This is a genomic window from Mesorhizobium sp. P171375, from assembly GCF_057786075.1.
Genome location: NZ_JBYNWF010000001.1, coordinates 1,622,874 through 1,637,458 on the forward strand (window position 1 = coordinate 1,622,874; position 14,585 = coordinate 1,637,458).

The window sequence follows — 14,585 nt, forward strand, 5'->3', positions numbered from 1 at the left end:
TCCCTGGCAATTGCTTTTGCACAATCGGGAATGCGTCACGGCGATGGTTTGCCGGCAGGATTGATCGCAATCCGCGAGCTGCCTGGCGCAAGCCGCGTCGCGGATTCGGGCGCGCCCCATCACTCACCCGCTCCGTGTTGGTAAAGCTCGTCCATGCTGAGCTTTGCCAGCGCTGAGAAGGGGGCCTGTTTCTTCACCCGACCGCGGCTCAAGATCACCACGTCGTCGCAGAACGAGATGGTGCTGTGGTGATGACTGATGACAATGGTGGTGCGGCGGCCGGCCCGCAACTTCAGCGTCTCGACAATAGCGGCTTCCGACAACCCATCCACCGCACTGGTGGCTTCGTCGAGGATGAGAATATCGGGGTCGCGCACCAGCGCCCGCGCCAGGGCGATCCTTTGCCTTTGTCCGGCTGACAGGTTGATGCCCCGGTATCCGACAAGTGTCGCGTAACCCAGCGGCAGGTGCTCGATGAATTCATGTGCCTCGGCCAGCCTTGCGGCCTGCATGGCGTCGCTGGCCGACGCCGTGTCGTGGCCGTAGACAATGTTTTCAAAAATGGTGCCGTCGACCAATTCCAGTTCCTGGCTGGCCAGGGCAATGTTCCGCAGCCATTGCCTTGGGTCGATTTCACCCAGTGGCGCCCCATCGACGAGGATCCTGCCGCTGTCGGGTTCGACGAAGCGGCACAGGAGATTGACGATCGTCGTCTTGCCCGCGCCCGAGCGGCCGATCAGCGCCGTCGAGCGGCCGCTGCGGATGTCGAACACCGCCTGATGCAGCACCGCCTCGCGCGCGTCGGGGCTGGACAGGGCACCGGAATAGGCGAAGCTCACATCATCGAAGCTGATCCCTTGGCGCAAGCCGTCGAACGGCAGGCTGCCCTGCGGCGCCTCGGGCTTGTCGGAAGGATCGAGCAGCCATTGCACCTCCTCCAGCGAGCCGCTCATGCCTTGCAGCTGACTCCACGACATCTGCAAGGCGCGCATATGCGGCTGCAGCCGGTAGAGCAGGATGAGGAAGGCGACGGTCAGCGGGAAGCTCACATTCGCCAGCCAGGCTCCGATCACCACCGCCAGGAACAGCATCGCGTGCAACACCTCGGTCAGCGGCGGCAACACGCCCTGGCGGATTGAAAGCACGAAAGCCGCCCGCCGCACCCCGTCGGACGCTTTGGCGAAAATCGCCTTTTCGCGGCTCTCCTGCCCGAAGATGCGGATCAGGCGCCCAGCATGCACCAGATGCAGCATCTGCGACGCGAGTGCGCTGTTGCGCGAGACGACGCTGCGGCTCGGCGCCTTCAGATTGGACGACAAAATCCCGTGCGCCAGCTGGACGAGTGCCAGCCCCAGCGTCACCAGCAGCGTCATCTGCCAGGACAGGAGCAGGAGGAAGGCGAGCAGGATGACGGCGGCCGAGGCACTGACGATCGCGCCGAGCAGGGCCTGGATAGCGTCGGACGCTCGCCAGGATTCGTTGGAGATGATGTTGAGCAGCCGCCCGGGGCTTTGCTGCAGGAAAAAAGGGTAGCCGACCCTGAGCAACTGCTCCGACAGTGCGCTGCGGATCGAATAACCTGCCTTGCCGTAGATGAAGCTGGTCAGCAGCGTGTTGGCGAAGGCAAAGACATTCTTCAGCACGATCGAACCGAGGATCGCGGCCGAAATGGCGATCAGCCGCTCGCGCTCGCCGAGGTCCGCTCCAACCTGCTGGAGGAGGGCGGAGAAACCGGCCATGCCTGATGTTTCGCCACGCCCCATAATGATGCCGAGCAGCGGAATGATGAGGCCGATGCCGAGGCCTTCCAGCGCGGCGCCCGCAAGCCCCAGCGCCACCACGATGGGAACGAGCCGCAACAGCCTGCCACCAAGCGCGCGGCGCAGCATTGGCAGGGCTGACGGAATCCGTGACATCATCGCGCTCTGGCCTCCGCATTGGCTTCGCTGGCTTGCCGGTCCTGGCGCAACGGCAACCGTTTTGGCCATCCCATCATGACGAGCAGCGCAAATCTGGCCGCACCTGCCAGATTCATGACGACAATAGGCCAGTGCGACAGATCGAGGTCGCGGTCGAAGCGAGGACGTCCCGCCAGTTCCTTGAACGCGGCCCGCGCGGACCAATAGACATGGCGAAGCAGCCAAGGGGCGTGGCGGACATGTTTCAGGCACAGCGCACCATTACCGAGGCTATAGTCGCGGTGCAGCCTGTCGATCGATTTGCGGTCTCGCCGGCCGTGATGATGCAAGACCGTCATGTCGGGCACATACTCGACCGGCATGCCGAGCAGCATCGCCCGCACGAGATAATCCGTATCCTCAGCCGAGCGTAGCGGGCTGCCAGCGCCGAAGCGTTCGTCGAACGACCCGATGCGGGCCGCGACGTCGCGGTGCATGGTCATGTTGCAGCCGAGCACGAAGCCGCCCGGGTGGACCGCCGGGGTCAGCCGCTCGCGCGCCTCGCAGCGCTTGATGGTGAAGGGCAGGTCCCGGGCATCACCGAGCTCGACGCGACCGCCGCGGATCAGCCACTTCTCGCCGCTCCGGTAATGCCGCTCGAGGTCGCGGAGATAATCGCGATCGAGCTTGCAGTCATCGTCGATGAAGACCAGTACGCGGCCTCGCGCTCGCGCCAGTCCGGCATTGCGGGCAGCGGCTAGTCCGGGACGGGGCTCCGAGACGGCTGTGACTGGGATGTCTGACGTTTCGGCGATACCGGCCAGCCGCTTTGACGTGCCGTCCCGTGAACCATTGTCGACCACCACCAACTCAGCCGCGAAGGCGGCGTGCGCCCGGCATGCAGCCTGGATCGACGCTATGCAGGCCTCCAGCACAGCGGCGCGGTCGCGCGTGCAGACGATGAAGCTGACCTCAAGCGACGGCCGCTCCGATCGGGGAGTTGTCGGGGCAGGCGCACTCGCAAACGGGTGATCGCGCAGGAGCGGGTGGGGCCTGTCGGTCATACTATTCCCCGCTGATAACGCGCCAGCACCGCTTCGGCCGGCGTGGTTTTAAAGAAGTACTCCACCGCGTCCGCCCGCTTTCCGGCCGCTATCGAGGCCAGGCTGAGCCAGGGCGCCCAGAGGCCGGGACGCAGCGCATATTGTTCGCGGCGCCGGATGAAATTCCATCTCGCTGTCCGCGTCAGCAATTCGTGTGTCAGCGGCGGCTCTCTTTCGTCGCTGACGAGCTGGTAGAGGAAATAGAACAGGTTCAGCGCGCCGGCCTCGAAGATTGGCCGTGTGCTGGCCGGCAGCGCGGAAATCCGCTCTTCCAGCGCACGGATGAAACTGGCTGCGCGCGCAACCGTGTCGAACGAGACGGCCTCGCCGATGTCGCGCAGATCCGCAGTGGCTTCCGCGAGGCCCTCACGTTCGAGATTTTCGGCCACGATTCGCAAATGCGTCCTGCGCATTTCCTTGGCATGCCGCATGGTCACGCTTCCCGCATGGACCCGATAGATGAGCAGGTTCTCGGGCGAGATGGTCGCCGGGAAACGGCGAGCAAGCCGCCTGAAGAGATCGAAATCCTCGGCGTGCCTGTATTGTGGATCGTAATAGAGATCGTTCCCTATGACCTTCCTGTTGTACACCACCGTCGGATGCATGAATATCGTAAAGAACATCGACAATATGTCGAGCCGGCCGGATCGGAACACCGGGTCGGGCCTGCCCTTGGCGATACGGCCGTGAAGCAAGGTATCGACGCTGGCACCGCAGAAGCCGAGCTCGGGCCGCCGCTCGAACAGTGCCACCTGGCGCGAGAGGCGCCAGGGATAGGCGACATCGTCCGCATCCATTCGCGCAACCAGCTCGCCCTGGGCCAGTCGGAGCCCTTCATTGAGGGTGGCGACGAGGCCGCGGTTTTCACGTGAGATCACAGAAACGCGATTGTCGGCCCGGCGGTATCGTTCGAGGATATCGAGCGAATTGTCAGTCGACCCGTCATCGATAGCGATGACCTCCAGGCGATCGTAGTCTTGCCGCAGGATGCTCCCCAGCGCAGCGGCGAGATAAGGCCCGGCATTGTAGACCGGCAGCAGGACGGAGACGAGCGGCGCGGCGGTCATCTCTGCGCATCCGTTCGCTGGAGGTCGAGCGCGGCGCGGCCATCGGGGGATCCGCTGGGCGCCCTGCCGAGCCAGACGGCATCGCCGGTGCGTGCCTGGGAGCGGCGGCGCGCGACATAGGGGAAGCGGCGCTTGAGGCCGTTGAGCGGCCTTTCGAAAACCGTCCACGAGATCGAAGCGACGGCGATCGTGGCGGCGCTCGCGACCAGGAACCGCCCTGGCCCCTGCTCCGAGACATTGAGCGGAATCCAGGGCTGTGACTTGACGGCGAGCGACAGAAGGATCGGATGGTAGAGATAGACGCCGTAGCTGATGCGGCCCAGTGACAGCAGCGGCGGCAGTTCGAAAACCCTGCCGAGGGCGCCGCCAAGGCCGGCTGAACAGGCGGCGACAACGGCCACCAGCGGCACCAAGGGCAGGATCTCCAGCAGCGCCCAGCGGGCCCATTCCAGCATGGGATCGGCCGGTGCCGGGACAAGCAATTCAATCGCCAGGAAGATGGCCGCAAGGGCTGGCCAGCCTAGCCGCATCCATTGCGGCAGGCCAGCGCCTCTGATCCGCCAGCAGGCAAGCAGAGCACCCAAGGCCAGCGCATCCATCGATGCCGGTGGCAGCAGGTCGCGCGCCAGCGCCGGGTTGGCGGTGATCGGCCAGTAGAAGCGATAGGCCAGCGACAACAGGATGACGCCGATAGTGATCGCTTCCACGCGCCGGCGCGGTGCGAGAAGCACGACCAGCGGCCAGGCGATGTAGAACTGCTCCTCGATGCTCAGGCTCCAGAAATGGCCGAGTAGCCAGGGTGTCCATTCGTTGCGCAGCGCGTACCAGAAATTCGACAGGTAAAGCGCATGCCAGGCGAGCGATCCGCTGGACCGCTCCAGATTGGTCAGCCAGACGAACCCGAGCACGGCGAAATAGGGCGGGAATATGCGCAGCGCGCGCCTGATGTAGAAGGATCTCAAGGCAGGACCGGCTTCGAATTCGGCCGCAGCGCGGGCTTCAAGCAGCAGTCGGGTGATCAGGAAGCCGCTCAGCACGAAGAACAGCCGCACGCCGATATGGCCCCAAAAGGAGGACCCGTTGGGTGCCAGGAAATGAGAATAGAGAACCATCGTGACAGCGATGGCGCGCAGCGCGTCCAGCTGATTGTCGCGCGCGACCATCAGCCATTTCCGCCGGTCTGAGATCTCCGATGAAGCCGGCGGCCCGCCATTCCGGGTCTCAGGTCTGCCAGCGTTGACAGTGCGCCGACAACATCAAACCCGCGCCTTGTGCGCGAGGCAGCCTCGAAATCGGTAGCGGCCAGCGAAAAACTCAAGCTGGTCACCTTGGCGGAATCCTCCACGGCGCACGTCCTGATACTGAATCCCCCCAGGAAATGGTGTAGCCGGGCAATGGTGCAGTGCAACACAAAATATCTTCCGAACTGTAATATTTATGTGAGTGAATGCTTAAAAATGGATATGATTGGCAAATGCGCTGTGTCGTTGACGGATTTTCTCGCGCACCATGCCCGTCGGGCGAGTTGTATCATATCACTAAGACCTGTTTTAATTGCATGCCTAAAATCTGCATGGCTTGATATCTTCAGTAGGCTATCAAAATAGCTTAAGAAGATTGGTTATGTATTTTATGATTGAAGTTTATATTGACGAATAATCGGCAAAATCGAAACTATTGATTTTGCGCGACGCAGCATAATCGATGGCCAAGCGTCTGACGACGCAGTCCTTCCCGACAGCGCGACAATCCCGGTGCTGGAACAGAGAACCGGAGACATCCGCACCAGTGGCGGCAGCCATATGGCCGCATGTCGACGCGGGCAGAAATGCGTTTGCGTAGGGAGTGACGTGGACTGGCCTTGCGGCGGCCGTCGCGCGCTTGCGTCGGATGGGGAACTGGTGCCGCTTAGGGGCATTTACATACGACCTAAGCGTGTATCACCGCGTGTCATATTGCAATATAACGCAGACACTTAGCCCATTTCTCATGTCTCACACTGTCGCAATCGATTGCAACCTATCATAGATGAATAGGCAGATTTTACGGTGGTTTGTGATAGGTGAAATTTGGGAATTTTGGAGAGGTGGATGCCATGCGCGCCCTCAAGCGGATTGAAGGGTCCACCACGCGCCGAAGCCTGCATTGGATGATGCGCTTTTCGTCGTGACTTCCACGCCGCTTCAGAAAGAAACGGTTCTGCACTGGTGGGCTTGGCGGCCTGTTAGCATTGTCTTGGGCCGACAAATGGCCGGACGGTGCCGCCTCACTCCTCACGGTGCGTCTACACCGGCAACGCTTGCAACCACGCGACAGCCCTTTTTCCAGGTGCATCAAGCTGAGTGGCAGGTGCCATCACGACACGTCGTACTGCTGCGCCAGCGAGGCGAAAAGCTGGTCGGCGAAACGGGCAGCGGCCACCGGTAGGGTGCGGCCCTTGAGTTGGCCGACATAGAGCATGCCAGCGGGCACGTCGCGCGGGTCGAGCGGCCGGGAGGTCATGTCACCGGTCATCGCCTGGTGGGACAGGCCAATTGGGAAATGGAAGGTGATGATATCCTCCGAGATAGCGTGGTTGCGCAGGAATTCGAAGCTGTCCGACTGAATCACCGGCTCCAGCTGCAGCGATGACGATTGCGCCCCGATGTCGAGCAGGTAGCGCACGCCGTAACTTGATGTGGGAAGCGCGATTGGATAGTCGAGGCAAGCGCGCAACCGCACCGTCTCGTGAGAAGCCAGCGGATGATCGGGCCGCATAACCGCATGCACCGGCTGGTGCACCCGCATCAGCGTCATGAAAGCAGCCAGCCGGGTTGGCTCGTAGACGATGGCGATGTCGGCCGTGTGATCGACCAAGGCGCGCTCGGCCTCCTCCCGGTCGCGCAGGTGCACTCCGAAGGTCACATTCGGATGTTCCTTGCGGTAGAGTGAGATCTGCATCGGCAGATGGTAGGGCAATAGCGCCTGGCTGCAGGCGATCGCCACATGGCCGGGCGCCAGCAAGGTCTGCAATCTGCGATTTCACGTGCTCCATATCGGATAACTGGTTGCGCATGTGCTGCACTAGAAGTTCGCCGGCGCTGGACAATCGCACGCCGTGAGGCAGTCGCTCGAAAATCGCAACGCCCAGTTCGGCCTCCATCGCCAATATACGCCGGTTGAGCGCCGTCGAGGTTATGGCGAGCAATTCCGCGGCGGCGCGGATCGAACCGGTCTTGGCCACCACATCGATATAGTGAGCGGAGTTCAGGTAACGCATCGGCAGCCTCCGGCATCACCGCTGCAATTCTTGCAGCAGGCTGAACAAAACATAGCACAAGACAGCAGCACCGTCATCGATATAACTAAACCTGTCGACATATGAGTGGAGAGGTATCTTCAAGCGACATTGATCATTTAAAATCAATGAAAGCTGGTGCAATGGATTTGTTCCAGTTCCTCCAGTAAATCATTAATCAAAAAGGAGAAATCATGCGCTACATATCGTTTGTAAGCTTAGTTTCTCTCGGTTTTGTTGCCATTATAAATGTATCGGCGATTGCCGCCGAGCAATGCAACGACACGAATGAGTCATCGAGCCTATCAGGTTATATTCATCAATGTAGTGTGACTTCCAAGACCAATATCGATGAAAGCGTCCTAGCAGACGCCGGAGAGCGTAAAATCTGCGGTTCGGATTGTGCGCAAGTCTACAGTATGTGCAAGCCCAGCAGGGGTAGAGACTGTCGCCAAGAATACAAAACCTGTTCTTGGAAATGCGTCTTTGGTGCGGAAACAACGATTAGTCAGTAGAGAAAATCTGACATTTGAAATCTTTGTGCGGAAGTCTTGTTGGGCGTTTAGTGCGCGAGTCGGGCGGATGCGCGCCGAAATTACCATAACTGTTTCGCCCGCCGACCGCTGCGTGTGCACAAGGAGGATTCTTCCTTGTCAAAAGAAAGGGCCGCGCCGTTGCTCTGGCCTTGTTCCTCTATGCATTGCTCATCGCGGGAATCACTTTTGCTGCCAGAATCGGGATGAACGATGGCGGAAGGAATATTTTTCTTGCCCTAATTATCGTCGCAATCGGGTGGCGCGGCATTCTAGCGACCCGGGTCTACCACGAGGCACACAACCTCAAGACCGAGTGGAAGAGAGTGATTGCGGTTTCGGCCCTTTTCATGGTTCTGGCTATCTTGGCTGTCGTCGGTCTGACTTTTGTGCTGGGTCTGGCTAGACACAGGTTTCGGGCCGACAAATGCCTAGACGCTGCCGCTTCACGCCTGACGGGTGCGCCTACACCGGCAACACGTGCCAACTACGCGACAGCCTTTATGTCCAGGTGCATCAGATTTGAAGGCACGCCGGTGGGCAGTTCGGCGAGTCATGTACGGTCGAGACTTGGAAGCTTAACCTCACCAAGAGCCTAGACCGGTGGATCTCAGGAACCATCGCCGGTGAATCTGATAACTTGGCGCACAGCCGTTTGCTCATTTGCCCAGAACGAAGTCCGTTGGGAGGGGGCCGGTCCTGATTTGCGGTATGGGAGATAGCGCTTGAGACCAAGGGCAAACAATTGGACAATCTTGATACGGCCTGCAAGCGGGATTGGTTCAATCCGATGACTGATGCCGTCGCCTAGACCGCCATTGTACAGGTGAGACGCGACTCTCATAGGGCTGCCAACGAAGCCTTCTAAGGTGGGTTTTCGGGTGGATGGAAATCCATCCAGTTCTTGTATCCTGCTGGGAATAAAGCATTTTCAGTAGAAAACTGGTGCCGCTTAGGTGACTCGAACACCTGACCCCATCATTACGAATGATGTGCTCTACCAACTGAGCTAAAGCGGCCCGGGAAGCACGAGGCTTCCAAGATCGGCTGGGTGATAGACTCAACCGGCCGCTAATTCAAGATGGGCAACCGCGATTTCAAGGCGGTACCCGGCAAATGTCCCGGCATTTCCCGTTTGCGCTGGAGGGAGCCCACGTCTCGTTTCGTTTTTCGATCGCGTGGGATTATCTCGGCGGTCTGCGCGTAATTGCCCGGGAAGGTGACGAAACAGGCTGATTTTATTGTTAAAAACCCTGGAAATTGGCTTTCAACGCCCCGCCGAGGCAGAATGCGGACGCTCGCCCGTTGATTGATTGGTCGCCTGCGGCTAACGATCATGGCAATGTGAGCGAACGGACAGGGGAAATTCGCTTGGACGCGATCGAAAAAGCGATCCGCAACGCCTTCGAGAAAGGCAATGCCGAGGACCGGGCGTTTCGCGAGAGGGTCTATCGATCGGCCTTCGCGGCGCTGGACCGCGTCCTTCAGGCCAATCCCGGCGTGACGGTGGAAGCCGCCATCAAGCGCCGCAAGGCGGTGCAGGAAAAGATCACCGAGATCGAATCGGAATTCCTGCCGGCGGTCCCCGATGTCGCCACGCAGACGCAAGGCGCTGCGCAGACGCAAGGCGCCGCTCAGGCCCAAGATACTGCGGAGACGCAAGGTGCCGCCGAAGCGCCTGCTGTCGATGCCCCGACAGACGTCGCGGCCGGCCCGTCGCCGGCGATCGTGGTTGATGGGCCGGTTCAGCCCGATGCATCCGACGCGCCTCGCTCGCGCGTGCTGCCGGTCGTCCCCGACATCATGCCCGACGCCGCGCTTCCCGGCGCCCCGGCGATCGACATGGCCGATTCCGCGACGGCCGAGGCCGCGACGGAAGTGGCGCCTGACCGCGACGAAAGGCGGATAAGAGGCCGCCGCCTGCCGCTGACGGCGATCTTCTTTGGCGTCACTTTGCTCGCTGCCGCCGGCATCGGCCTCTATTTCGCCGTCCAGACCGGCGTCTTCAAGACGCCGGCGCAGCTCGACACGGCCCCGCCCGAGGCGCCGCCGACGGTCGACGATGACGATTTCACGCCGCCCGCCGATACAAACGCGCCGCAGCAGCCCGGCGCGCCGCAACAGCCTGGTGCGGCCGAACAGGCGCGTGACTGGATCAACGTGTTTACACCCACCGATCCGACGCATGTCGCGACGCCCTCCGACGCCAAGGCCGATGTCGTGCAGGACGATACCGGCTCCTTCCTGCGCATCCGTTCCGGCGCTTCCGGCTCGGCCATCAGCTTCGATGTCGGGCAGGGCGTGCTGGAGAAGCTTGCCGGCAAGCATGCCGTGTTCGACATCGTCGCCCGTGCCGAGGACGGCAAGGACACGCAGATCTCCATCGACTGCAATTTCGGCGATCTTGGCGATTGCGGCCGCAAGCGCTATGCTGTCGGCCAGCAACGCAACGAATATCTGTTCGACGTGAAGTTCCCCGACAAGCCCCCGGGCGCGGCCGGCAGCATCGCCATCAACTCCGACTTCGACAAGCAGGGCAAGGCGGTCGATATCTACGAGATTCGCGTCTCGATCGAACCGTAAACTACCCTATCAATCCAACAGTGCCTGCAGCGTCTCGATGCGGTCGGCTTCGGCTGTCGGCTTGTCCCAGCGCAGGCGTGAAATGCGGGGAAAGCGCATCGCGACACCGGATTTGTGCCGGGTCGAACGGTTGAGACCTTCGAACGCCACTTCCAACACCAGGCCCTGCTTGCGATCGGCGCGCACCGAGCGCACCGGGCCGAAACGCTCGACGGTGTTGTCCCGCACAAATTTGTCGATCTGCTTCAGCTCCTCATCGGTGAAGCCGAAATAGGCTTTGCCGACCGGCACCAGTTCCTCCGCGCCTTCCGGCCCCGACCAGACGCCGAACGTATAGTCGGAATAGAAGCTGGAGCGCTTGCCATGGCCGCGCTGCGCATACATCAGCACGGCGTCGACCGTGTGCGGATCGCGCTTCCACTTGAACCACGGGCCTTTCGGCCGTCCCGCGAGATAAGGCGAATCCCAGCGCTTCAGCATCACACCTTCGATGATCGGGTGCGGCGGCGCCCGGCGCAATTCTTCCAGCGCCTGCCAATCGGTGAAGTCGACCAGCGGCGAGAGATCGAAGCGGCTGGGGTCGAGCGTCTTGATGAAGACTTCGAGCCGAACTCGTCGCTCGCGGAAGGGCAGCGCGCGCAGATCCTCGCCATCGATCTGCAGCGCATCGTAGCAGCGCATGAAGGCCGGATACTGTTGCTGTATCTTCGGCGTCACGCTCTTGCGGTTCAGCCGCTGCTGCAGGTCTGAAAACGTGCCCGTCGCGGCGGGTTCGCCGACCAGCAATTCGCCGTCGAGCGCGGCGGAAAAATTCATTGCTTCGGCGAGATCGGGAAAGGCGCCGGAGACGTCGTCGCCGGTGCGCGAATAGAGCCGGCGCACACCGCCTTCGCACACCGCCTGGACACGGATGCCGTCCCATTTCCATTCCGCCGCATAGTCGGCCGGGTCAAGCTTTTCGAGATCGCCGTCGCCGACCGGGTTCGACAGCATCACCGGGCTGAACAGGGCGAGCGCCGTCCGCTGCGGCTTTTCGGCCTTGCCTTCCAGCCAGGCGAACAACGAGATGTAAGGCGGTGTCAGGCCGTGCCACAGCTCCTCGATCTCGGCGACATCGACCTTGCCGAAATCGGCCAGCGCCTGTTTGGCCAGCCGTGCCGAAACGCCGATGCGCAAGCCGCCGGTAACCAGCTTGATGATGGCAAAGCGCGCCGAAATGCCGGCGCTGTCGAGCAGCCCGGCCAGCACCTTAGGCCCATCAGAGCGGCTTGCCGCCTGCAGTTTCGCCACAACATCGCCAAGCGTCGGCTCCCGGTTGGGGATATGGCCTGGCGTTTGCGGCCAGACCAGTGAGACCGTTTCGGCCAGGTCGCCGACATAGTCGTAGGAATAGCCGAACAGCACCGGGTCCATGCGCTCGGTGACCAGCGTGCGCAGCATGGCCGGCTTGACCGCCGCAATGTTGAGGTCGCCGGTAATCGCCGCCAGCGCTAGGCCGCGGTCGGGATCCTCGACGCTGCGGAAATAGTCGACCAGCAGCGTCAGCTTGCCGTTGCGCGACGGCGTCAGCACCAGACGGTCGAGGAGTTCGGCGAAGCGGTTCAACTCAATCGCCCTCGTCCTCATAGCCGACCAGATGCAGCGGCCGCGCGGCGATGCCTTCCAGCTCACACCAGCGCACCAGCGCTTCCTCGCGGCCATGCGTTACCCAGATTTCGCCGGCGCCCGTCTCCTTGATGGTGGCGGTCAGCTCGTCCCAGTCGGCATGGTCGGAGATGATCAGTGGCAGTTCGACGCCGCCTTGCTTGGCGCGCTGGCGGATGCGCATCCAGCCCGACGCAAAGCACGAGATCGGGTCGGGAAAGCGCCGCGCCCAGCGGTCGGCGAAGGCCGATGGCGGGCCGACGACGATGGCGCCGGTGAAATCCTGCTTGCCGCCGCTGTCCACCGTTGCCGGCTCCAGCGTGCCCAAGTCGATGCCCTGGCTCTGATAATATTCGCTGAGCTTGGCCAGCGCGCCGTGGATGTAGATCGGCCTGTCATAGCCGGCATCAAGCAGCAGCCGCATCACCCGCTGCGCCTTGCCCAGCGCATAGGCGCCAACCAGATGCGATCGCTCGGGAAATTGCGCCGCCGATTTGAGGAGGCGGGCGATCTCTTCCGTGTCGGGCGGATGGCGAAACACCGGCAGGCCGAAGGTCGCCTCGGTGATAAACACGTCGCATTTCACCGGCTCGAAGGGTGCGCAGGTCGCATCCTTCTGGCGCTTGTAATCGCCGGAGGCGACGATGCGCCTGCCCTTGTGCTCGACCGCGATCTGCGCCGAGCCCAGCACATGGCCGGCCGGATGAAAGGTAACGGTGACATCGTTCAGCGCCATTGTCTCGCCGAGGGCTGCGGCCTGCGTCGTCCCGGCAAAGTCCTCGCCATAACGCAGTCCCATAATGTCGAGCGTCTGTTGTGTGGCCAGCACCGAGCGGTGGCCGGAGCGGGCATGGTCGGAATGGCCATGTGTGATCAGGGCCCGGTTGGCCGGCCGCACCGGGTCGATGAAGAAATCGCCGGGCGGGCAATAGAGGCCTTCAGGCCGGGGATGAAGCAGGTCGCTGGCGCGCATCCCGTCAAGATAGTGGCTAATTCCAGTGCGGGAAGCCTGTTGCAAGAGGCTGCTGACTCGTCCTACAGCCAGCCACCGGCGCATCAGCCGGCGGACCCATCGCCATGCAAACGCTGAAAACCTCGTCGGGCGACCTGACCGCCGACCGCCGTGCCGACTATGCCGAGATGCTTTTCGGCTCGGGCGACCCTGTGGCAGCAGCGGAATTGCTGCTCGGCGCGCTGGAACTGGCGCCGCAATGGGCGGCGGGCTGGTTCCGCCTCGGCGAGATGCAGGAGACAAGGGGGCAGTTCGACCTGGCGGCGCAGGCCTGGGCGATGGCGCTGAAACTCGACCCGGCGGATCGCCTAGGGGCTGCGCTGAAGCTGCAACTGATCGGCAAGGCGCCTGCTGCCGCGGCGCCACCCAGCGCCTTCGTCGAAACGCTGTTCGACCATTATGCCGAAAGCTTCGAGGGTGAGCTGGTCAACAAGCTCGGCTACCGGCTGCCTGAGTTCCTCGATCGCGCCATTCGAGCGGCAAGGCCGGGTGGCTTTTCGCTGGCTCTCGACCTCGGCTGCGGCACCGGCCTGATGGGCGAAAGACTGCGGCCGATCGCCGATCGACTGGTGGGCTACGATATCTCTGCTGCCATGCTGAAGAAGGCGCGCGCCAAGGGTGTCTACGACCTGCTCGCCAAGGCCGACCTGCAGCACTTTGCCTATGCCGGCCCGAAAGCCGATCTGGTGGTGGCTGCCGACGTGTTCATCTATGTCGGTGCGCTCGACGGCGTGGTGAAGGCCGTCGCCGGCATTCTGGCCGCCAATGGTCTGTTTGCCTTTTCCGTCGAGACGCCAGGCGAAGGCGAGGCGGCCGGTGAAGCCGGTTTCGCGCTGCGGCCATCGCGCCGCTACGCCCATTCTCAAGCCTATGTCGAGCGGGTGCTTACCACCAGCGGCCTGTCGGTGCTGTCCGTGCAGCCCACGGTCATCCGCTTGGATCGCCGCCAGCCGGTCGATGGGCTGGCCGTGCTGGCGACGCTGTCGTCCGGCTGATGTCTCGTCCTGTTCGAAAATGTGAATAGGATTTTTTCGGTTGGCGCGGCATCAGATAGGATATCTGCCGAGAGAAGGTCCGCTCGGTTCGGCATTGAGGAGAAACGGATGCGCTGGAACATGATGGTCTTGGCGTCTTGCCTGGCGATGACCGGCTGCATGGGCAGTTCGATGTCCGAACGACAGGACCAGGACGTGCAATCGTCGCTGCAGTATGACAGCGTGCCTTGCGATCAATTGCTGGCGCAGCGCAACGGGCTGGCGCAGCAATATCATCTGTCGACGGATGCAAAGCCAAGCTTCTCCAATCCGGCGATGGGCTTTGGCCCGTTCACGCCGGATATGCGTTCCAAAAGCAAGCGCGACACCGATCTGGCAAGCGGCAAGATCGACGCCATGAACCGCTCACTAGAACGCCGCGACTGCGGCAAGTCCAACAAGCAGAAGAAGTTCGCCCTGCCGAGCTGAACCAG

General features: G+C 62.0%; 10 protein-coding genes, 1 tRNA gene and 1 pseudogene. 3 read left to right on the top strand and 9 right to left on the bottom strand.

Annotated elements, in window-relative coordinates:
* Positions 1–119 precede the first annotated feature (119 nt).
* The 7 genes and pseudogenes from ACYHH6_RS07910 to ACYHH6_RS07940 all read right to left on the bottom strand — a co-directional run bounded on the left by ACYHH6_RS07910 (position 120) and on the right by ACYHH6_RS07940 (position 8,897).
* The gene (locus tag ACYHH6_RS07910) at positions 120–1,919 is read right to left on the bottom strand and encodes an ABC transporter ATP-binding protein (protein WP_435053351.1); all 1,800 of its coding nucleotides are present in this window, start codon (positions 1,917–1,919) and stop codon (positions 120–122) included.
* Positions 1,916–2,962 carry a glycosyltransferase family 2 protein gene (locus tag ACYHH6_RS07915; RefSeq protein WP_352587036.1) on the bottom strand — a complete coding sequence of 349 codons (1,047 nt, stop codon included), beginning with the start codon at positions 2,960–2,962 and terminating at the stop codon, positions 1,916–1,918. The genes ACYHH6_RS07910 and ACYHH6_RS07915 overlap by 4 nt, the downstream gene beginning before the upstream one ends.
* Positions 2,959–4,068 carry a glycosyltransferase family 2 protein gene (locus ACYHH6_RS07920; protein WP_352587039.1) on the bottom strand — a complete coding sequence of 370 codons (1,110 nt, stop codon included), beginning with the start codon at positions 4,066–4,068 and terminating at the stop codon, positions 2,959–2,961. The genes ACYHH6_RS07915 and ACYHH6_RS07920 overlap by 4 nt, the downstream gene beginning before the upstream one ends.
* Positions 4,065–5,231, bottom strand: coding sequence for an acyltransferase family protein (locus ACYHH6_RS07925; RefSeq protein WP_435053352.1), 1,167 nt, complete (start codon positions 5,229–5,231; stop codon positions 4,065–4,067). Before ACYHH6_RS07925 ends, ACYHH6_RS07920 begins: the two co-directional genes overlap by 4 nt.
* A gap of 1,192 nt (positions 5,232–6,423) precedes the next feature.
* Positions 6,424–7,080, bottom strand: coding sequence for a LysR substrate-binding domain-containing protein (locus ACYHH6_RS07930; RefSeq protein WP_488500418.1), 657 nt, complete (start codon positions 7,078–7,080; stop codon positions 6,424–6,426).
* Positions 7,081–7,198: 118 nt separating this feature from the next.
* Positions 7,199–7,327, bottom strand: a pseudogene (locus ACYHH6_RS07935) (helix-turn-helix domain-containing protein); the annotation flags it as partial.
* A 1,494-nt stretch (positions 7,328–8,821) separates the two neighbouring features.
* Positions 8,822–8,897: transfer RNA gene (locus ACYHH6_RS07940), tRNA-Thr, on the bottom strand.
* 352 nt (positions 8,898–9,249) lie between these two features.
* On the opposite strand from ACYHH6_RS07940, the gene ACYHH6_RS07945 reads away from it, so the two are divergent.
* A complete protein-coding gene (locus ACYHH6_RS07945) occupies positions 9,250–10,461 on the top strand; it encodes a hypothetical protein (RefSeq protein ID WP_352587045.1) in 1,212 nt (403 codons plus the stop codon).
* Positions 10,462–10,470: 9 nt separating this feature from the next.
* On the opposite strand, the gene ACYHH6_RS07950 is transcribed toward ACYHH6_RS07945, so the two are convergent.
* Together ACYHH6_RS07950 and ACYHH6_RS07955 are read right to left on the bottom strand one after the other, a co-directional pair.
* Positions 10,471–12,066, bottom strand: a complete 1,596-nt coding sequence (locus ACYHH6_RS07950; RefSeq protein WP_352587048.1) for a cisplatin damage response ATP-dependent DNA ligase — start codon at positions 12,064–12,066, stop codon at positions 10,471–10,473.
* 1 nt (position 12,067) lies between these two features.
* A complete protein-coding gene (locus ACYHH6_RS07955; protein ID WP_352587394.1) occupies positions 12,068–13,078 on the bottom strand; it encodes a ligase-associated DNA damage response exonuclease in 1,011 nt (336 codons plus the stop codon).
* A gap of 104 nt (positions 13,079–13,182) precedes the next feature.
* Here ACYHH6_RS07955 and ACYHH6_RS07960 point away from each other — a divergent pair, with 104 nt between their 5' ends.
* Together ACYHH6_RS07960 and ACYHH6_RS07965 are read left to right on the top strand one after the other, a co-directional pair.
* Positions 13,183–14,112, top strand: a complete 930-nt coding sequence (locus ACYHH6_RS07960; RefSeq protein ID WP_352587051.1) for a methyltransferase domain-containing protein — start codon at positions 13,183–13,185, stop codon at positions 14,110–14,112.
* A 108-nt stretch (positions 14,113–14,220) separates the two neighbouring features.
* A complete protein-coding gene (locus ACYHH6_RS07965) occupies positions 14,221–14,580 on the top strand; it encodes a hypothetical protein (RefSeq protein ID WP_352587054.1) in 360 nt (119 codons plus the stop codon).
* Positions 14,581–14,585: the final 5 nt, after the last annotated feature.